19 protein-coding genes are annotated in these 18982 nt (G+C 71.4%); 10 read left to right on the forward strand and 9 right to left on the reverse strand.

Annotated features, from left to right (window positions below; all coding sequences use genetic code 11):
* The first annotated feature begins 67 nt into the window (after window positions 1-67).
* Window positions 68-880 carry an allantoin degradation transcriptional regulator AllR gene (gene allR, locus Sru02f_RS26790; protein ID WP_003972681.1) on the forward strand — a complete coding sequence of 271 codons (813 nt, stop codon included), beginning with the start codon at window positions 68-70 and terminating at the stop codon, window positions 878-880.
* Between the two features lie 21 nt (window positions 881-901).
* Here allR and Sru02f_RS26795 read toward each other — a convergent pair whose 3' ends face one another.
* Window positions 902-1216, reverse strand: a complete 315-nt coding sequence (locus Sru02f_RS26795) for a DUF5955 family protein (RefSeq protein WP_109029555.1) — start codon at window positions 1214-1216, stop codon at window positions 902-904.
* 153 nt (window positions 1217-1369) lie between these two features.
* Here Sru02f_RS26795 and Sru02f_RS26800 point away from each other — a divergent pair, with 153 nt between their 5' ends.
* Together Sru02f_RS26800 and aceB are read left to right on the forward strand one after the other, a co-directional pair.
* Complete coding sequence (locus Sru02f_RS26800; protein ID WP_109029556.1) at window positions 1370-1993, forward strand: nucleotidyltransferase family protein; 624 nt, start codon at window positions 1370-1372, stop codon at window positions 1991-1993.
* Window positions 1994-2177: 184 nt separating this feature from the next.
* Window positions 2178-3800, forward strand: a complete 1623-nt coding sequence (gene aceB / locus Sru02f_RS26805) for a malate synthase A (RefSeq protein WP_109029557.1) — start codon at window positions 2178-2180, stop codon at window positions 3798-3800.
* Window positions 3801-3866: 66 nt separating this feature from the next.
* Here aceB and Sru02f_RS26810 read toward each other — a convergent pair whose 3' ends face one another.
* A complete protein-coding gene (locus Sru02f_RS26810) occupies window positions 3867-4778 on the reverse strand; it encodes a HipA family kinase (protein WP_109029558.1) in 912 nt (303 codons plus the stop codon).
* Window positions 4779-4848: 70 nt separating this feature from the next.
* Here Sru02f_RS26810 and Sru02f_RS26815 point away from each other — a divergent pair, with 70 nt between their 5' ends.
* A complete protein-coding gene (locus Sru02f_RS26815; RefSeq protein WP_109029985.1) occupies window positions 4849-5268 on the forward strand; it encodes a cupin domain-containing protein in 420 nt (139 codons plus the stop codon).
* Here Sru02f_RS26815 and Sru02f_RS26820 read toward each other — a convergent pair.
* The 4 genes from Sru02f_RS26820 to Sru02f_RS26835 all read right to left on the reverse strand — a co-directional run bounded on the left by Sru02f_RS26820 (window position 5231) and on the right by Sru02f_RS26835 (window position 12188).
* Entirely contained in the window at window positions 5231-7189 is a 1959-nt protein-coding gene (locus tag Sru02f_RS26820) for a pyridoxal phosphate-dependent aminotransferase (RefSeq protein ID WP_109029559.1), read from the reverse strand. The genes Sru02f_RS26815 and Sru02f_RS26820 overlap by 38 nt on opposite strands.
* Window positions 7173-8141: an NAD-dependent epimerase/dehydratase family protein gene (locus Sru02f_RS26825; RefSeq protein WP_109029986.1), complete on the reverse strand. Its 969-nt coding sequence runs from the start codon at window positions 8139-8141 to the stop codon at window positions 7173-7175. The genes Sru02f_RS26820 and Sru02f_RS26825 overlap by 17 nt, the downstream gene beginning before the upstream one ends.
* A 17-nt stretch (window positions 8142-8158) precedes the next feature.
* Entirely contained in the window at window positions 8159-10939 is a 2781-nt protein-coding gene (locus Sru02f_RS26830; protein ID WP_109029560.1) for a non-ribosomal peptide synthetase, read from the reverse strand.
* Between the two features lie 91 nt (window positions 10940-11030).
* Entirely contained in the window at window positions 11031-12188 is a 1158-nt protein-coding gene (locus Sru02f_RS26835; protein ID WP_167469313.1) for an ATP-grasp domain-containing protein, read from the reverse strand.
* Between the two features lie 341 nt (window positions 12189-12529).
* Here Sru02f_RS26835 and Sru02f_RS26840 point away from each other — a divergent pair, with 341 nt between their 5' ends.
* Genes Sru02f_RS26840 through Sru02f_RS26850 form a run of 3 tightly spaced genes read left to right on the forward strand, consistent with a single transcriptional unit; the run spans window position 12530 to window position 15695 of the window.
* A complete protein-coding gene (locus Sru02f_RS26840; protein WP_109029562.1) occupies window positions 12530-13072 on the forward strand; it encodes a PadR family transcriptional regulator in 543 nt (180 codons plus the stop codon).
* Window positions 13069-13911 carry an ABC transporter ATP-binding protein gene (locus tag Sru02f_RS26845; protein ID WP_109029563.1) on the forward strand — a complete coding sequence of 281 codons (843 nt, stop codon included), beginning with the start codon at window positions 13069-13071 and terminating at the stop codon, window positions 13909-13911. Before Sru02f_RS26840 ends, Sru02f_RS26845 begins: the two co-directional genes overlap by 4 nt.
* A 2-nt stretch (window positions 13912-13913) precedes the next feature.
* Window positions 13914-15695 (forward strand): FtsX-like permease family protein, encoded by a 1782-nt coding sequence (locus Sru02f_RS26850; protein ID WP_109029564.1) that lies wholly within the window; start codon window positions 13914-13916, stop codon window positions 15693-15695.
* Window positions 15696-15713: 18 nt separating this feature from the next.
* Here the strand turns inward: Sru02f_RS26850 and Sru02f_RS26855 are convergent, their stop codons facing one another.
* Window positions 15714-16157: an ATP-binding protein gene (locus tag Sru02f_RS26855; protein WP_109029987.1), complete on the reverse strand. Its 444-nt coding sequence runs from the start codon at window positions 16155-16157 to the stop codon at window positions 15714-15716.
* Between the two features lie 161 nt (window positions 16158-16318).
* Here Sru02f_RS26855 and Sru02f_RS26860 point away from each other — a divergent pair, with 161 nt between their 5' ends.
* Genes Sru02f_RS26860 through Sru02f_RS26870 form a run of 3 tightly spaced genes read left to right on the forward strand, consistent with a single transcriptional unit; the run spans window position 16319 to window position 17840 of the window.
* The gene (locus Sru02f_RS26860; RefSeq protein ID WP_203697159.1) at window positions 16319-17170 is read left to right on the forward strand and encodes a helix-turn-helix domain-containing protein; all 852 of its coding nucleotides are present in this window, start codon (window positions 16319-16321) and stop codon (window positions 17168-17170) included.
* The gene (locus Sru02f_RS26865) at window positions 17167-17385 is read left to right on the forward strand and encodes a DUF397 domain-containing protein (RefSeq protein ID WP_109029566.1); all 219 of its coding nucleotides are present in this window, start codon (window positions 17167-17169) and stop codon (window positions 17383-17385) included. Before Sru02f_RS26860 ends, Sru02f_RS26865 begins: the two co-directional genes overlap by 4 nt.
* The gene (locus Sru02f_RS26870) at window positions 17382-17840 is read left to right on the forward strand and encodes a PPOX class F420-dependent oxidoreductase (RefSeq protein ID WP_109029567.1); all 459 of its coding nucleotides are present in this window, start codon (window positions 17382-17384) and stop codon (window positions 17838-17840) included. Before Sru02f_RS26865 ends, Sru02f_RS26870 begins: the two co-directional genes overlap by 4 nt.
* A gap of 120 nt (window positions 17841-17960) precedes the next feature.
* Here the strand turns inward: Sru02f_RS26870 and infA are convergent, their stop codons facing one another.
* Together infA and Sru02f_RS26880 are read right to left on the reverse strand one after the other, a co-directional pair.
* Window positions 17961-18185 carry a translation initiation factor IF-1 gene (gene infA / locus Sru02f_RS26875; RefSeq protein WP_109029568.1) on the reverse strand — a complete coding sequence of 75 codons (225 nt, stop codon included), beginning with the start codon at window positions 18183-18185 and terminating at the stop codon, window positions 17961-17963.
* Window positions 18182-18973, reverse strand: coding sequence for a GNAT family N-acetyltransferase (locus Sru02f_RS26880; RefSeq protein ID WP_109029569.1), 792 nt, complete (start codon window positions 18971-18973; stop codon window positions 18182-18184). Before Sru02f_RS26880 ends, infA begins: the two co-directional genes overlap by 4 nt.
* Window positions 18974-18982: the final 9 nt, after the last annotated feature.

The following is an 18982-nucleotide window of genomic DNA, read 5'->3' on the forward strand; positions in this document are numbered from 1 at the left end:
CAAGCCGGTAGTCAACCGGGTGCCGGGTACGCTTCTTTCCTCCCGCCAGCCTCGAAAGGAACGTGCCGTGCCGACGTCCAGCGCCAGCACCACCGACTCCGCCAGGTCCGCCACCGGTGGCGTCCAGTCCCTGGAGCGCGCCTTCGACCTGCTCGAACGGATGGCGGACGCGGGGGGCGAGGTCGGCCTGAGCGAGCTCTCGGCCAGCAGCGGGCTGCCGCTGCCGACCATCCACCGCCTGATGCGCACGCTCGTGGCCTGCGGGTACGTACGTCAGCAGCCCAACCGCCGCTACGCACTCGGCCCCCGCCTGATCCGCCTGGGCGAGTCCGCCTCCCGGCTGCTGGGCACCTGGGCCCGCCCGCACCTGGCCCGCCTGGTCGAGGAGACCGGCGAGACGGCGAACATGGCCCTGCTCGACGGGGACGAGATCGTGTACGTCGCCCAGGTGCCGTCCAAGCACTCCATGCGCATGTTCACCGAGGTCGGGCGGCGCGTCCTGCCGCACTCCACGGGTGTCGGCAAGGCGCTGCTCGCGAGCTTCCCGGCGGACGAGGTGCGGGCCCTGCTGGGCCGTACCGGCATGCCGGCCGCGACCGACAAGACCATCACCACGCCGGACGGGTTCATCGCGGCGCTCGAGGACGTGCGGCGCCAGGGCTACGCGATCGACGACAACGAGCAGGAGATCGGCGTCCGGTGCCTGGCCGTCCCGGTGCCGGACTCCCCCACCGCCGCGGCCATCTCGATCTCCGGCCCCGCGGGCCGCGTCACCGAGGCCGCGACCGACCGGATCGTGCCCCTGCTCCAGCAGGTGGCGGCGGAGCTGTCCGAGGCCCTGCTGACCTCGAACGGCTCGAACGGCAACCCGGCCGCCTGAGGCGGCCCGCCCGTCACGGGGTCAGCGACGCGGCGGGTCCCCGAAGAGCTCCACGGCGTGACGGACCTCCGTCAGTCCCGGCGCGAGGGCGCTGACGGAGCCGATCGCGCCCGCGACCAGCAGCAGGGAGCGGCGCAGTCGCGGCACCTCGGGGACGCCGTGACCCACCATCGCCGCGAGGTCGGCCAGTTCGTCCTCCGCGATCTGGCGGTCCGGGAAGTCGGCGGGCAGCAGCGCGAGTTGGCGGCGCAACCGCGACACCGCGGTTCGCAGCGCCACCACCCTCACGTCCTCGTCGCCGACGGTCACGTGCCTCTGCCCCAAGCTCCGCAACACAGCCCTCCCCCTAGCACTCCGTTGTGCGCGGGCCAGTAAACGCCACCGCGCACCGGACGCGCCACCGCGCGGACCGAAATTCAGCCTCCGGAAAGTCTCCGGAAATCCCCCGCACGCCGGGGCGTTTGGCGGCCGGTCAGGTATGCAGGAGCCATGACCGACAACGAGACCCCGGCAGAAGACCAGGTGGGCGACCGGGTGGCGGGGCTGCTGCTGGCCGCCGGGGGCGGCAGGCGGCTCGGCGGCCGCCCCAAGGCACTGCTCGAACATCGCGGACATCCACTCGTCGAACACGCGGTCGAAACGCTCCGCACGGCCGGCTGCGCCCGCGTGCACGTCGTCCTGGGGGCGCGCGCCGCGGACGTACGCGCGCGGGCCGCACTCGACGGCTGCGTCCTAGTGGGCAACCCCGACTGGGAGCAGGGCATGGGGTCGTCACTGCGCGCCGGGCTCGGCTCACTGGCCGGAACCGGGGCGCGGGCGGCGCTGGTCGCCCTGGTGGACCAGCCCGGCATCGGGGCGGAGGCGACGGCCCGGGTGCGCGCCGGATTCCGGGACGAGACGTCGCTGGCCTCGGCGGCGTACGCGGGCGTGCGCGGGCATCCCGTACTGCTCGGCGCCGCGCACTGGGCGGGCGTCGCGGCGACCGCCACCGGGGACCGGGGTGCCCGCGCCTATCTGAGGGAACACGAGGCGGAGATCGCCCTCGTCGAGTGCGGGGACGTGGCGCGGCCGTACGACATCGACACCGAGGCGGACCTGGTCCACCTTGAGTGAGCGAGGTGGCACCGAGCGCCACCTTGCCTCGACCCGGAGAATCTCGACATCAACAAACCATTGAAGTTCCACGATGAGGAAACTACTATCCACTGACCAGAAGCACTCCGCTGCACGGCGAGTGCGTAATGCCCCATACGCACCCTCTGGCACCCGGTGCCACCGCTGAAGGAAGTGACAGCTCATGTCCGCACCAGCGCCGTCCACGCTGGCCATCGTCGACGCCGAGCCCCTGCCCCGGCAGGAGGAGGTCCTCACCGATGCGGCGCTCGCCTTCGTGGCCGAGCTGCACCGGCGGTTCACGCCCCGGCGTGACGAGCTCCTCGCCCGCCGAGCGGAGCGCCGCGCCGAGATCGCCCGCACCTCCACGCTCGACTTCCTCCCGGAGACCGCCGCGATCCGCGCGGACGACTCCTGGAAGGTGGCCCCCGCTCCGGCCGCGCTGAACGACCGCCGCGTCGAGATCACCGGCCCCACCGACCGCAAGATGACCATCAACGCGCTCAACTCGGGCGCGAAGGTGTGGCTCGCGGACTTCGAGGACGCCTCCGCGCCGACCTGGGAGAACGTGGTCCTCGGCCAGCTCAACCTGGCCTCGGCCTACACCCGCGCCATCGACTTCACCGACGAGCGCACCGGCAAGTCCTACGCCCTGCGGCCGGACGCCGAACTGGCGACGGTCGTCATGCGCCCGCGCGGCTGGCACCTCGACGAGCGCCACCTCCAGGTCGACGGCCGCCCGGTCCCCGGCGCCCTGGTCGACTTCGGCCTGTACTTCTTCCACAACGCACAGCGCCTGCTGGACCTCGGCAAGGGCCCGTACTTCTACCTCCCGAAGACCGAGTCCCACCTGGAGGCCCGCCTCTGGAACGAGGTGTTCGTCTTCGCGCAGGACTACGTCGGCATCCCGCAGGGCACGGTCCGCGCCACCGTCCTGATCGAGACGATCACGGCCGCGTACGAGATGGAGGAGATCCTCTACGAACTGCGCGACCACGCCTCCGGGCTGAACGCGGGACGCTGGGACTACCTGTTCTCCATCGTCAAGAACTTCCGTGACGGCGGCGCGAAGTTCGTCCTGCCGGACCGCAACGCGGTGACGATGACCGCCCCGTTCATGCGGGCGTACACCGAACTCCTCGTCCGCACCTGCCACAAGCGGGGCGCGCACGCGATCGGCGGCATGGCGGCGTTCATCCCGTCCCGCCGGGACGCCGAGGTCAACAAGGTCGCCTTCGAGAAGGTCCGCGCCGACAAGGACCGCGAGGCCGGCGACGGCTTCGACGGCTCCTGGGTCGCCCACCCGGACCTGGTCCCGATCGCCATGGAGTCCTTCGACAAGGTCCTCGGCGACAAGCCGAACCAGAAGGACCGCCTGCGCGAGGACGTCGACGTCAAGGCGGCCGACCTGATCGCGATCGACTCCCTGGACGCCAAGCCGACCTACGCCGGTCTGGTCAACGCCGTCCAGGTCGGCATCCGCTACATCGAGGCCTGGCTGCGCGGCCTCGGCGCGGTCGCCATCTTCAACCTGATGGAGGACGCGGCCACCGCCGAGATCTCCCGCTCGCAGATCTGGCAGTGGATCAACGCGGAGGTCGTCCTCGACAACGGCGAGCAGGTCACCGCCGACCTGGCCCGCCAGGTCGCCGCCGGGGAGCTGGCCAGCATCCGCGCCGAGATCGGCGACGAGGCCTTCGCGGCCGGCAACTGGCAGCAGGCCCACGACCTGCTGCTCACGGTGTCGCTCGACGAGGACTACGCCGACTTCCTGACGCTGCCGGCGTACGAGCAGCTCAAGGGCTGACGTCCTACGGGCCTGGTGATCCGCGCCCCCGGTGCCGCAGCACGGCACCGGGGGCGCGGACGCGTGTCAGCCGAGGTGGACGGACCAGTCCTGCTCGGCGGGCGGCTTGCCGTGCAGGTCGGGGACCCGCTTGAGCCAGTCGGGCCGCCCCCGCCGTGTGTGCGCCGCGCGGGCGGCGTTCTCGGCGGCGAGTTCCTCGCGGCTCGGGAATCCGGTGGGCAGCCACTGCCGGGAGGCCTGTACGCGCGCGTGCAGGTAGTCCACGTAGGCGGCGCGCACCTTCTCCGGCGTGTCGAGGTCGCCCTCGCAGGTCAGCCAGGCCTCCGGCACCCGGTCCACCACCTCGCGCAGCAGTTCCCGTGTCACCTTCGGCGCCAGCTCGGCGTCGGCGGCCGGGAGGTCGGGCGCGTAGTGGCCGAGGGCGTGGTGCCGGAAGTCGTACGCCTTCTCGGGCGGGGAGGCGCCCCAGCGGTGGTGGAAGACGAGGGCCGCGCCGTGGTCGATGAGCCACAGGCGCGGCGGCACGGTGCCGAGGGTGGGCCAGACCATCAGGTTGGAGCTGTGCACCGTCCGGTCGACGTTGACGGTGAGGGCGTCCAGCCAGACGACCCGCCCGGCCTCCCGCGCGTCCACCGGGAACACCTCGGCCAGCTCGGGCGTGAAGTCGGCACCGCCCGACAGGTAGTCCATGCCGAGGTTGAGCCCCGCGCTGGCGTGCAGCAGCTCCCGCACCTCCTGGTGCGGTTCGGCCTCCGCGATCGCCGGGTCGAAGTGCGCGAGCACCAGCTCCGGCACCCGCAGCCCCAGCTCCCGGGCCAGCTCCCCGACGACCACCTCGGCGACCAGCGCCTTGCGGCCCTGCGCGGAGCCGGTGAACTTCAGCACGTAGGTGCCGAGATCGTCGGCCTCGACGACGGCGGGCACGGAGCCGCCGGAGCGCAGGGGCTCGATGTAGCGGCTCGCGGTGACCTGTCTCATGTTCTGCATCGTAGCCAGTAGCCTGAGGCGGGCTGCCGCCCAGAGCGCCACCGTCGAAAGGATTCGGTTCATGGGTACTGATTCCGCCGCCGCCCTCTCCCTGGTGAACACTGTCGTGGCCGAGGCGTTCGATCGCTGGAGCCCGCCGCTCCACAAGGAATTCGAGACGAACACGCACCGCGACCAGTGCGGCCAGACGCTGCTCCACGACGCCCCTGAGCTGCGCATCTGGCAGACCCGGCTCGATCCCGGTGAGCGGCTTCCCGTCCATCGCCACGAGCGGGACTATGTCTGGATAGCCCTGACCCACGGCACGGCGCGGCAGCACGAAGGCGATGGAACCAGCCGGGAGATCTCCTTCGAGCGCGGCCGCACCCAGTACTTCACTTTCGACGAGGGGCAGCATCACCTGCACGACCTGAGGAATATCGGCGACGAGCCCCTCTCCTTTCTCACCGTCGAGACGGGTGGCGGGGCAGCGGCGCGCTGAGGGCGTCGAGGAACACCTCGTTCGCCGACCGCTCGCCGACGGAGACACGGCAGGTGCCGGGGACCAGGCTCCCGACGTCCGCGACGAGGATGCCCGCGGCACGCAGGCGTTCCATGGTGCGTTCCGGCTCGTGCAACCGGAGCAGCAGGAAGTTGGCCTGGGACGGGAACACCCGCTCCACCGCGGGGTTCTGGGCCAGCAGCGCGGCCATGCGGTCCCGCTCGGTCAGGATGCGGGCGACGCTGTCGCGCACGCGGTGCGTGTCCACGAGCCGTTCCCGTACGGCTCGCTGCGACGCGTCGGTGAATCCGAAAGGCACCTGTACCCGGCGCAGCGCCTCGACGATGCCGGGGCGGGCGAGTGCGACGCCGCAGCGGGCCCCGGCGAGACCCCACGCCTTCGACAGGGTGCGCAGGACGACGAGGTTGTCGTGCTCGGCGACCAGGCCGGCATGTGAGGGCTGATCGCTGAACTCGACGTAGGCCTCGTCGATCACCACCAACCCGGTTGACCGGGTGACGAGTTCGCGGACCTGCCCGGGTCGGGGCCGGGTGCCCACGGGGTTGTTCGGGTCGCACAGGAACGTGACCCGGGGGCCGGTGGCCAGGATCCGGTCCACGTCGAGCCGGTCGAAATCTTCGCCACCGAGGGGTACTTCCGTGACCGGCAGCCCCAGGACCCGGGCGAAGTGCGCGTAGAGCTCGAAGGTGGGGGGCGTCACGCAGATCCGGTCCCCCGACGACGTCAGCGCCGTCAGCAGCAGACTGACGGCGTCCACCGCACCGCTGGAGAAGATCAGGTGGTCCTCCGTCAGGGAGGCGAGGCCCTCCTGGCCGGGCAGCTCGCCCACGGTGTTGAGGTAGGTACGGGCGAGGTCCGCCGTGTCGAGGTCCGGATAGCGGCCGCCCGGGCCCAGGAAGGGGTTGGTGTTGCTCGACAGATCGACGAGGTCGAACCGTGGCCGGTGCCGGAAGCGGGCCGGTCCCGGAACCTCGACCGTGGTGACGGACGGCGCCGCGAAACGGGTCGGTTCGACCCGGGGGGACGACTGCCGGGGTGCCGTGAGGCCCGGCGCCCGCAGCCAGTGGTCGAGCGGCACGAAGAGGTCGGCGCCCAGGGCACGCAGGGCGTCGGGCTCGCCGCGGCCGAGGTGGACCCAGTCGAGACCGGCGCCACGCGCGTCGGTGTACAGCCGGTGGAGGAAGGCCGCGTGGAGGTCGTGGCGGGCGGCGGGGTCGTCGCGGTCGGCGGCCAGGGCCAGGCAGTACGTGCCCCGGCCGCTGTGGGAGCCCAGGAGGAGCCCCGCCTGGACCACGTCCTCGTCCCCACGGCGCCGTACGAGCAGTTCGGCGCGGGCCGCCAACGGGCCCTGTGCCAGGGCCTTCAGCGCCGCCGGGCCGAGGAGGCCGCCGTGCGGGCCCGTCGCGGCGGCGTCGGATGCCCACGGCGTCTCGTCGAGCCCGGTCAACGGGATCCGTTCCCAGGTCAGCTCCTCCGAGACGGCGCGGCTGCTTCGGCGCAGGTCGTCGACGCGCCCGGCCCCGAGGCGGCCGCGTAGCAGCTCGTCCACGTCGCCGTTCAGTCGCGTCACGCACTCGGAGCCGGCCGCGACCGGGACGAAGCCCGCCGCGCGGAGTGCTCCCGTGTCGTCCGTGCGGCGCACACCGGGCACCAGGATCTGCTCGACGGCCGACTCCCGGGCCCGGCGGACGAGCGCGTCGATCTCGGGCCCGGTGGGAGCAGGGCTCGTCGGGCCGTACCACGCGCCGCCGCCCACCAGGGTGGAGCGGTGCATGACGTCGGTGCCGGCCAACACGTCGTCCTCCAGGCCCAGTCGGACCGGGGAGCACACCGGGTCGGTGGAACCCAGGGCCGCGCACAGCACACGCCGCAGCTCGGCCGTGTCAGTGGCTCTGCGCATGCCGTCCCCCTTCCGGGGCCGTCGCCCGGTGTGCGTCGACGCGGTCGCGGTACTCCTCGAACAGCTCGCCCAGCGTGCGGGCGATTCCCGTCTCCCACCCCACGGTGCAGTCACCGATGAGGCCTCGCCGCACCTCGTGGTCGAAGACCGCCGTCTCCCGGCTGCGGTCGCTGCGCTCCAGCCGGAGCGGCACCCCGGTGAGGGCGGACATGTACTCCAGGAGGTCGGTGACGCCGACCTCCTCGTCGCCGCCCCAGTTCACGACCCGCGCGGGGGTCCGCGCCACCTGCCACAGCAGCGGCACCTGGCGGACGAGGTCGTCGGTGTGCAGGAGGTTGCAGTAGTTCTGCCCCCGGTGCGGCACCGCGGCCGGTCTTCCCTCGCGCATCTGCCGGAAGAGGATCATGGGGACTCCGCCGTGGCCGTACGGGCCGTAGGCGATGTTGAGCCGGGCGATCACCGACGGCAGCCCGAGGGCCTCGGACAGGCCGCGCACGACGCCCTCGGCCGAGAGCTTGGCCACGGGGTACGTGGGCAGCCAGGGCACCGCACCGCCGAGCGGGTCGTCCTCCCGGTAGCGGTGGGTGGGCTCGTCCCGGTGGTAGACGACGCCCGACGACACGTGGAGGAAGCCCTCGGCGCCGGCGCAGTGCGTCATCAGCCGTGCGGTGCCCACGCTGTTGACGCGGGCGGTCCGCTCGAAGTCCCGGCCGTCGCCGCGGTGCACCGCGGAGTGCAGGACGTGGGTGAAGTCCCGGGGCAGGTCGGGCAGTGTGCCGTCGCCCATGTCCCAGACGACGGTGCGGGCGCCCGCCTGCTCCAACGCCTCGCGGGCCGCCGGGTCACCGAAACGGCCCAGGCACCACACCTCGTTGTCGCGGGCGAGCGCCTCGGCGACCGGCCGCGCGACCTGACCGGTGCCGCCGGTGACGAGGATCTTCTTGCCGTGCATGCTCATCCGCTCCTCGCTCATCGTTCGAGGGCGCGGGTCAGCTCGCGCCGCAGGGTCGCCTGGAATGCCTGTACGTGCTGGGGGCTCATGAGGGTGTAGTGCTCCCCGTCGACCTCGGTGTATGTGTTGGGGCGGCGGGTGAACCGGTCCCAGTGCCGCAGCTGCTGGTCGAGCCAGTCCTGCTTCGTGCCCTTCAGCGGGGTGCAGTAGAAGACGTCGACCCGCTCGACCGACCCGGACGGCTCGTAGGTGCGGCCCAGGTGCACCATGCCCTGGGCCAGGTGGACCCAGGCGGTGAACCGTTCGAGGGTGAGGTCGAGTTCGGTCAGCCGGCGTTCGGGTGCGTGCGCGACGAGGTACGCCAGCTGGTCCGCCTCCGGCAGGGGGCGCAGCGCCGCGGTGAGCTCCGGGATGCGGGCGGGTTCGATCAGTTCGAGGAAGAGGGCGAGGTTGAGGGCGCCGTCGGTGAAGGTGATCTCGTTCATCCGGCCGGAGATCGACGGAGGCAGGTTGAAGACGCCGACGAACTTCACCTCGTCGCCCTCGGCCTCCAGGCGTTTGGCGATCTCGAAGGCCACGGCGCCGCCGTAGGAGTATCCGGCGACCGCGTACGGCCCGCTGCGCTGGGTCCGCCGGATCGCGGCGACGTAGGTGGTGACCATCTCGTCGAACGAGGCGAAGGGCGTCTCGCCGCTGCCGAACCCGCGTGCGCGCAGGGCGTGGAAGGGCCGCTCGCCGGTGAAGTACTGGGCGAGGTTCACGAAGACGAGCACTTCGCCCAGGCCGGGGTGCACGCAGAACAACGGCGTGCCGTCCCCGGTCGCCTGGAGCGGTACCAGCGGATCGTAGGCGGCGTCGCCTCCGGCTTCGCGGCCGGTGGTCAGCCGGTGGGCGAGCGCTCGCACGGTCGGCGCCTGCAACAGGGTCGCCATCGGTAAGTCGTCGATGCCGAACTCCGTCCGGATCCGCAGCTTGAGCCGGAGCACGTCGAGGGAGGTGCCGCCCAGATCGAAGAAGCTGCTGGTCGCGGACACCCGCTCGACGTTCAGTACGCGCGCGTAGAGGTCGGCGAGCCCGGTCTCGACGTCACCCCGCGGAGCCACGTGGACGCCGAGGAACCGGGTGCTCACCTCGTCCGCCCTGCGCGCCGCGGCGTCCAGGTCGCCGGCCTCGACGGCGGCGCGCAGGCGCGTCCGGAGGATCTTGTTCAGGTTGCTGCGCGGGATGTCCGACTCGCCCACGGGAAGGATCAGGTGCGGTCTGAACCCCCAGTGCATGACGGTGGAGCTGCGGATCGCGACGAGGGTTCGGTACAGGGCCGTCGCGTCCGCCGCGTCCCGGGCGGGGACGAAGGCGACGGCGAGCTGTTCGGAGTCGGCGCCTTCGGGCCGGACGGGGAACGCGGCGACCTGTCCGGGCCGCACGCCCTCCAGTGTGTCCAGGGCGGCCTCCAGGTCGTGGCTGTAGTAGTTGACGCCGTTGACGATGACGGAGTCCTTGGTGCGGCCGACGAGGGTCAGCCGGCCGTCGGCGTCCAGGCGCCCCAGGTCGCCGGTGCGGAACCAGCCGTCGCCGGTGAACGCCTCGGCGGTGGCTTCCTTGTCGCCGTAGTAGCCGTCGGTGACCATGGGGCCGCGCAACTGCACCTCGCCCGGTTCGGTGCGGCCGGGCTGCCGGGTGGAGGAGAGCACGGTGCCGTCTCCGCCGGTGACGCGGATCTCCAGTCCGCGCACGGGGCGGCCGAGCGGCGGGAACTCCGCGTTCAGGTCCCGGTCGGCGAACTCTGCGTTGAACACGCTGCCCGCGCAGGTCTCGGTCATGCCGAAGGCGGGCACGATCACGTCACCGCGCAGCCCGTACGGGGCGAGCGCCTGAGTGAAGCCGCGCACGGTGGCGGTCACGGTGGCCTCGCCGCCGGAGATGATGTGGCGGACCTGCGACAGGTCCCACGCGTCGGGCGCGGGCGGCCGCTCGGCGAGCTCCTGGTTCAGCTGCCCGAAGAGGAAGTTGGGGGTGAAGGTGACCGTCACCCGGTGCGTGTCGATAAGCCGGAGGAACTCCAGGGGGTCGGAGAGGACCGTGGCCGGGTCGGTCATGACCTGGTTCGCCCCGTTGAACATGGGCAGCAGATGGGCCTCCACGGCGGCGATGTGGTCGGTCGAGATCCAGTTCAGCGAGGTGTCGTCGGGGCCGAGTCCGAGTGCCCCGGCCTTCCCGGCCTGCGCGGCGAGGAGGTTGGCGTGGGTGAGCCGGACGGCCTTGCTCGTTCCGGTGGACCCAGAGGTGAGCATCAGCAGGGCGAGGCCGTCCGGGGCGCTCGCGTACGGGGGTTGCGTCCCGCCCGCGGCCCGGCCCAGTTCCTCGACGGTCACCCGTCTCAGACCCACGTCGGGCAGTTCGTGTGCGGCCGCCCTCGTCTCGATCACCAGCGGGTCGCCGAGCAGTACCCGCAGGTGCTTCAACTGGTCGTGCCGCCGCGCCGGGTCGGCAGCCGGTGCGACCGGGCACGGAACGACACCGCTCAGCACACAGCCCCAGAACGCCGGAAAGAATTGCTTGGGTTCGGTGGCCGTGACAAGGGCACGGTGCCCCGGGGCGGTGCCGTGGTCGCGCAGTCCCTGTGCGATGCGGGCGGCGGCGTCCCGCAGTTCCGCATAGGAAAGGAATGTGCGAGTGTCACCGACGAACATGACACCGCGGGAGGTGTCGAGCGCCGCGCGGTCGAGCAGGTCGGGGAGTGTCGCGGCGGCAGGATGTATGTCCGGTGTGGCAGTTCCAGGCGTGGGAATTCCAGGCATGCGAAGAGAACCTCCGGTTCGAAGGCAGAGGAAGACAGGGAAGGCAGGGCAGGGGTGCGCCACGACTTCCCTCGGGTTGCGGAGCGTCCCGCTATGCTCCGCCGGTCACGTTGAAGCGGACGATTTCGTGAACCGTCTTCTCCAGTTGTGATTCGTCCGGGTCGGACACCATCGCCCGGCCGACAAGGCCGTAGGGGCCGACCCGTGCGTCGGGTGACGCGTCGTAGTGGATCTCGTCGAGCCGGAAGGCGCGCTCGAAATCATCCTGGGCCAGGTGGCCGCTGTCGGGGCGCCGCAGGAGGACGTACCCGTAGAAACGCTCGGGTGTCTCGACGCGTTCCGTCAGAGACGGCGACTCGCCGAGCGCCAGGCTGATCTCGGCATCGAAGAGGTCGACGCCGTAGGTCAATTTGTTGGCCCGCGGGGAGAGCCCGCCGGGAATCCGGACGGCGCACTCGCCGAACGTCAGGGCCGTGTCTTCCTCGAAGAGCTCGAGATGGAATACGCAGTCGGGTGCGCGCAGACTTCCCAGAACCTGGTGGGCGATGGTCTCGGCCTGCCGGAACAGCCCGGCGTGGAGCGTTCTGTCCAGCACCCATGCAGCCATGGTCCCGCCCCGTGCGGCGTCGAACGGCGCCTCGTGGTAGCGGCTCATGCACGACCAGCGGAGTTCACCGCGCTCCCAGATGCCGTCGATGAAGACCTCCGGCCCGTCGACGAACGACTCGGCGACGATCGCCACGTCCGAGGCTCCCGGAAAGAGCGCGAGGGCGTCTTCGTACTCCCGCGCGGAATGGATGATGCTCGTGCGCTGGGCGCCGGCTCCGGCAGCCGGCTTGATCACGAACGGCTCACCCAGCTCGTCGGCCAGCTGCCGGTACGGGGTCCCCGTGGGCACATGCCGGCAACGCGCCCTCCGCACTTCGGGCGGCAGACCGCTCTTTTGAAGATACTTGTCGCGGAAAGAGAGAATGGTGCGCGGGTCCGCGTTTCCCGGAAGATTGAACTGCTGCCGCAGACAGGCCGCGGTGAACACTCCCATTTCATGGACGGAAAGGGCACCGACGACGTCGTCGAGTCGCCGGGCGAGCACTGCGCGCAGCACTTCCTGGGCGTTCTCGAAGTCGGCGACCCGGCAGGACTGCCGGTCGGCCGGTGCGCCGTTGGGATCCTGCACCACATAGAAGGGATCGAGACCACGACGCCGCAACGCCTGGTCGAGGTCGTCCCGATACCCGATGACGATCATTCTCGGCATTGTCGCCCCCCGCTTTCGATTCAAACCCGTCAATGGATCGGATGATCGTTTGCGCCTTGGTCGAGGACGTGCACGTCGGCATCTTTTCACAGGGATCCCGGGATGTGGACACGTGAACGTGCGTCCATTTACCTGTGCGCTGTGACATGAGTCATAGGAAAATTTAGCCAATAGAAGGGATGGGAAAGTGTCTTACCCATTCGACCCAATGAATTCTGCCATGCCGGGCAAACCCGATAAATGCGGCGAAGGTGAGGGCTGAGCGGCCCCTCGGTTGACGCCCCATTGAATAACCGCTATCTATTGGAGGTCTCGGGAGGGTGGGGTGGTCCGTGCAGGACGTGGTGCTGGCGCTGCTGGCCAAGGAGCCGTCGCACGGGTACGACCTGCGCGGGCGGTTGGTGGCGGCGCTCGGACCGCTCGGGGAGTCGCTGAACGCGGGGCAGATCTATGTGACGCTCACCCGGCTCGAGAAGGCGGGTCTGGTCGTCCAGGTCCGCGAGGACACGTCGGTGCGCGGGCCGCGGCGCAAGGTGTACGCGCCGACCGCCGCCGGGCAGGAGCGGGTGGCCGCCTGGCTGACCGAGAGCCCCGGCCCCCGGGCGGACCTGACGGAGTTCCACCTGAAGCTGGTGGCCGCCGCCGAGTCGGGCATGGCCGATCCGCTCGCTCTCGTGGACGCCCGGCGCCGGGAGCTGCTGCACGGCCTCGCCGAGACCCAGCGCGCCGCCCTCGCCCACGACACGGATTCGGAGGCCGGGCTGCTCCTGGAGGGCATCGCGCTCCGACTGCAGGCCGATCTTCGCTGGCTGGAGGCATGCGCGCGGACCTGGTCCGCCCGTGCCCGACGTGGGAAAGGCAGAGGAAGCGCATGACGAGAGACGGTCGACGGGCCGGGGGCGGCCGGTTGCGGTGTAAGGGCGCGGTCGCCACCCCGGACACGAGCAGGGGACCGGGAGTCCGCGGGACCGAGGGGGCGGCCGGTCCGGCGCTGCGGACGGTCGGTCTGACGCGCACCTACGGCGAGGACGAGAGCCTGGTCTGGGCGGTCGACGGCGTCGACCTCGACGTACCCGCCGGGCAGACGCTGGCCGTGACCGGGCCCAGCGGCTGCGGCAAGTCCACACTGCTGCAACTCCTCGGCGGCCTCGACCGTCCGAGTGAGGGCGAGGTGTGGCTGGGCGGGCGGCGGATCGACGAACTCGGCGAGCGGGCGCTGGCCGGGCTGCGGCGTCGCGCCGTCGGCTTCGTCTTCCAGGACTTCCACCTCATGGACGAATTGACCGCGGCGGAGAACGTGGAGCTGCCCGCACTGCTCGCCGACGCGTCGCCACGCACCGCCCGCCGCCGCGCCGCCGGACTCCTGGAGCGGGTCGGGCTCGCGGACCGGGCGCGCCATCTGCCCTCCGCTCTCTCCGGCGGGCAGCGCCAGCGGGTCGCCATCGCCCGCGCCCTGGTCAACGAGCCGCAGGTGGTCCTCGCCGACGAGCCCACCGGCAACCTCGACACCGCGGCGACCCGCGACGTCCTGCGGCTCTTCGACGAGTTGCGCACCGCGGGCCAGACGCTCGTCCTGGTCACCCACGACGAGCGGGTCGCCGCCACCGCCGACCGCGTCGTCTCCCTGCGCGACGGGCTGGTGACGGACGACACCCGCCTGGACGCCTCTCGTGACGGCCATCGGCTCGGCACGCTGCTGCGTTGGGAGGGCTGACCGTGGGACGTCTGCTGCTGGTGTGGCGTCTGATCGCGCGCGACCTGCGCCATCGTCCGGGCGAGGCCGTCGTGTTCCTGCTCGCCGTCACCGTCGCCGGCGCGAGCCTGACCCTCGGGCTGGCGAGCGACGACGCCGTGGCCACGGGGTACGCGAAGACCCGCGAGGCCACCTCCGGGCCGGACGTCGTGGCGGTCACGACGGCCGCGGATCCGACCGCCGTGGCCCGCCGCATCGCGGACACCCCCGGGGTGGCGGCGCAGTCCGACCCCGTCTTCGCCTTCGACACCTACGTCGAGGCGCACGGCCGGACCGCGCACTCCTCCGTCGAGGGGCGGGGCGGCTCGCCCTCCGTCGTGGACCGGCCGCTGGTGACCTCCGGCACCTGGGTGCGTCCCGGCGGGGCGGTGCTCGAACGCGGCTTCGCCCGAGCCCTCGGCGTGCACGTGGGCGACCGCGTCACCATCGGCACGCGCGACTACCCGGTCGTCGGGACCGCGATCAGCGCCGCCACCTCCGTGTATCCGTGGAGCGACGCCGCACAGGGCCCCGGCCCGTCCGACTTCGGCGGCAGGATCTGGCTCACCACCGCCGACACCCGCGCGGCGGCCAAGGACACGGACGCCGCCGGTGTCCACCTGATCCACCTGAAGCTGACCGACCCGGCCGCGACGCAGCGGTGGCAGAAGTCCGTCTTCACCCCGGAGCGCAGGGGCGACGTCTGGGTCAACACCCACAACTGGCAGGGCATCCTCCGGACCGACAGCGCCATGATCAGGAACAGCCGGCCCGCCCTGGTGGTCGGCGGTTCGCTGCTCGCCGTCGCCGCGGTCGTCACCCTCGCCGCGCTCGCCACCGTGCGCTCCGCCCGTGACAACCGGCGTGCCGCGCTGCTCAAGGCCGTCGGCGCCGGGCCCGCCACCGTCACCGCCGTCCTGCTGGCGCAGTACCTGCTGCTGACACTGCTGGCCACCGCGCTCGGCCTGACCGTCGGCACGCTGGCCGCGCCGCACGTGGTCGATCCCAGCGCCGGGCTGCTCAACACGCTCGGCCCCCCGGATGCCAACACCGTCACGGCCGTGCTCCTCCTGGCCGTCGTGGTCGCCGTGACCGGTGCCCTCGGCCCCGCCCTGCGCGCCGCCCGCACCAGCACGGTCCACGCACTGGCCGACCCGGCACACCTGCTCACACGTCACCCGCACCTGAACGCGGTGACGGCACATCTGCCCACCTCGTTCCTGCTCGGCGTCCGGTTGCTCGCCCGCCGCCCCGGCCGCGCCGTCCTGGCCTCGGCAAGCACGGCCGCCACCACCCTGATGGTCACCGCCCTGCTCACCTGGCACGCCGAACTCGATGTGCGGCCCGACTTCAGCCGGTTCGGCCCCATCGACGTACGGGCCGACCAGACCGGTCAGGTGCTGCTCGCCGTCACGCTCGCCATGGTGGCGCTGTCCACGCTCAACACCGTGCTCCTCGGCTGGAGCACCGCCGTTCAGGCCCGGCACACCCTGGCCGTCGCCCGTACCCTCGGCGCCACACCCGGGCAGGTCACCGCCGCGCTCTGCGTCGCGCAACTGCTGCCCGCCGTACCGGGAGTGGCCGCGGGTGTTCCGGCGGGACTCGCCCTGTACTGGCTCTTCGGCACGGTGGTCGTCCCCCCGGCGTCGTCGCTGCTCGCCGCCGCACTCGCCGTCCTGCTGACCGTCGGCACGCTCACCGCCCTCCCTGCCTGGCTCCACGCCCGCGTCCCCGCCGGACGGGCCCTCGACGCCGGACCCGCCTGAGTCGTGACACCGGGTACGTCACCGCAGGTCCAGTTCGGCGCGGACCGTCTTGCCTACGGGCACTCGGTCGAAGACGCCCCACCGGTCGGCGAGCGCGTCCACGAGCAGCAGCCCACGGCCGTGCTCTGCCTCCGGCGCCACCGTGACCGTCCCCTCCGGCCCGGCCGGACGGCGCTCCCCGCGGCTGTCGGACACGTCGATCCGCAGCGTGTACGCGTCCAGCCGCAGCAGCACCTCGATGTCCCGCCCCGGCACCCGCCCGTGCGTCACGGCGTTCGCCGCCAGTTCGGCGACGAGCAGCGCGGCCGTGTCGGAGACCGCCGAGCCGTACGGGATGCCCCAGGCGTCGAGGCGGTGTACGGCGAGGTGCCGGGCCAGGCGGGCGCCGCGCGGAGTGGAGCTGAACCGCTGCACGAACACACGCGCGGTGACCGGGAGTCGGGGGGTGGAGGCTGGTCTCATGCGGCCCATCCCACCTGCGGCGACGGTCCGCCACCAGGTCGGACACCGGTACGCAGGGCCAGCGTACGGGTACTCAGAGTGGACTGTAGGGGTAACCATCCGTGACCATGGGCCCGTTGGGTGGGTTGTCCGGGTGGGTGTACGTGCGGGAGGTGTCCTGGATGTCGGACGGAACGGGTGGCGCGGAAGCGCTCTGCGGGGGCGGGGAACCGGAGCGGTCGGACAGCCTCAGGACCTTCGGCGAGGTCGTCAAGGCGTTCCGCAAACGGGCGGGCCTGACCCAGGAGGAGTTCGCCCCGCAGGTGCGCTACTCGGTGCCGACGGTGGCGTCGATCGAGCAGGGGCGGCGCTTTCCTCCGCTGGACTTCGTGGAGCGCGCGGAGGAAGTCCTCGACGCGTTCGGTGTGCTGCGGGGTGCGGCACGGCATCTGTCACGGCAACCGGGGCTGGCCAGCTGGTTCCGCCAGTGGGCGCGGTTCGAGGCGGAGGCGGTGAGTCTGTACACGTATGAATGCCGGTTGGTCCCGGGGCTGTTGCAGACCGAGGCGTACGCGCGCACGTTGTTCACGAACCAACTGCCGCCACTGAGTGACGACCAGATCGAGACGCAATGGGTGGCCAGGGCGGAACGGCAGCGGCTGCTCAAGGAGCGACCGAACACGGCGTTCAGCTTCATCTTGGAGGAGCATCTGTTCCTGCGCCGCACAGGCGGGGCGCAGACCACTCGGGAGTTGATCGACCACGTGCTGAGGCTGGCGGAGCTACGGAACGTGGAGGTGCAGGTGATGCCATTGGAGCGGAAGGCACACGCAGGCATGGACGGCCCCATGCAGCTCCTGGAGACGCCCGACGCTCGCTGGTTCGCCTACAACGAGGGGCAGCGCGGAGGCATGTTCGTCTCTGAACGGAAAGAGGTCAGCGTCCTCCAGATGAGGTATGCCAGGATGCGGTCACAGGCCCTCTCCCTCGACGACTCCCTGGGCCTGTTGCAGCGGATGCGAGGAGCCTCATGAACACGACGGAACTGGCCTGGTTCAAAAGCTCGTACAGCAGCGGAGGTGACGGCGACTGCGTCGAGGTGGCGACCTGCACCGGCACCATTCACGTCCGGGACTCCAAAGTACGGCAGGGCGCCCAGCTCGCCCTCTCCCCGACGGCCTGGACCCGTTTCCTCAACACGTGCGTCCATGAAATGGCCGATCAGCCGCAGGCGTTGACCACATCATGACTCAAGGACCAGCGCCTCGCCCCCTGTCCGACGAAGCCCTCTCCGCCCTGCTCGGCAAGCAGCAGTTCGGCACGCTCGCCACCGTCAAGCGCAGTGGCCACCCGCACCTGACCACGATGCTGTACAGCTGGGACTCCGAAGCCCGCACGGTGCGCTTCTCGACGACGGCCGACCGGGTCAAGGTCGGGCATCTGCGGCGCAACCCGCGTGCGGCGCTGCATGTGCAGGGTGGCGACGTGTGGTCGTTCGCCGTCGCCGAAGGCGAGGCCGAGGTGTCCGAGAGCACGACCGCTCCCGGCGACGCCGTCGGGCGGGAACTGCTCGCGATGGTCCCGCAGGCCGCGAAGCCGGAGGACGAAGACGCGTTCCTGGCGCAACTGGTCGCCGAGCGCCGGATGGTCATCCGGTTGAAGGTGGACCGCCTGTACGGCACGGCACTCGACATCACCGGCTGAGCAAGGCGCTGGTCCGCCGCCACCCCCGCACGTCCGAACGCCCCGTCCTGGGTTCCTTCCAGGACGGGGCGTCGCACCGGGACCGGGACGTCCACTTGCCGCGAGAGACCCCGACTGCCGCTAGTTCCGGTACCGGAACACGATCCGGCCGCGCGTCAAGTCGTACGGCGGGAGCTCCACCAGTACCCGGTCTTCCAGCATGATCCTGATGTAGTTCTTGCGGATCTTCCCGCTGACGTGCGCGAGGACCTGGTGGCCGTTCTCGAGCTCAACTGTGAACATGGCGCTGCGCAGGCACTCGACGACCTTGCCCTCGACCTCGATGACGTTCTTGTGCTTCGTCATCGCACCAGCTCCAGGTTGCTGCTCGTCGGCCGGGCGCCGATGCCCTCGAACAGCGCCGATGCCGCGTGATGGGACTCCTGGACTTCGGCCCGCGCCTCGGTGAACCCCGAGCGGTGCAGTGTCCCCAGCGCGTGGGCCAGCAGTGCCCGCGCGATGCCGCGGCGCTGCTCGCCGGTGCGGACCGCGACCAGCCCGATGCGCGGTCCTCTCACCGTCACCACCCGGATCAGCCCCAGGTAGCGGTCCGGCGCCGCGGCCACCGCGTACTTCGACGGATCGACGATGGTGTCGCCCTCGGGGAAGGTGACCACCTCCGCCGGCATCGACTGCCACCCGACGGTCGCGCCGACTTCGTCACGGATCGCGCGGTCCACGGCCCGCAGCAGACCCTCGTCCGCCTGACCGGCGGGAACGATCGTCACGCCGGAAGGCGGCAGGGCCTCGCCGAGCCCTGTGTCCTGCGGGTCGGTCGGTACGACGTACTCCCACTCGCGGCGGCGGACCGTGAACCCCGCCCGCAGCCAGCGGGCCGTCAGCTCGGCATCGGCTTCGTCCACCACCGTGTGCAACGGTGCCGGAAGTTCCGCCAGCATCGCCTCGGCGAGCCGGTCGAAGGGGGCGTCGTGCCAGGCGTCGATGCTGACGAAGAGGCGACCGTCGGCCCGGCGCGCCGCATATCCGCGGCCGACCACCAAGTCGTCGTCCAGTGCGTGCCATTGCCGGTCCGCGACGCGCGTGATCGTCACGGCGTTTTCTCTCGGGCCGGATGTGAAGGGCTTTGAGTTCATCGGAGTCCT

The organism is Streptomyces rubrogriseus (assembly GCF_027947575.1).
GTDB lineage: Bacteria > Actinomycetota > Actinomycetes > Streptomycetales > Streptomycetaceae > Streptomyces > Streptomyces rubrogriseus.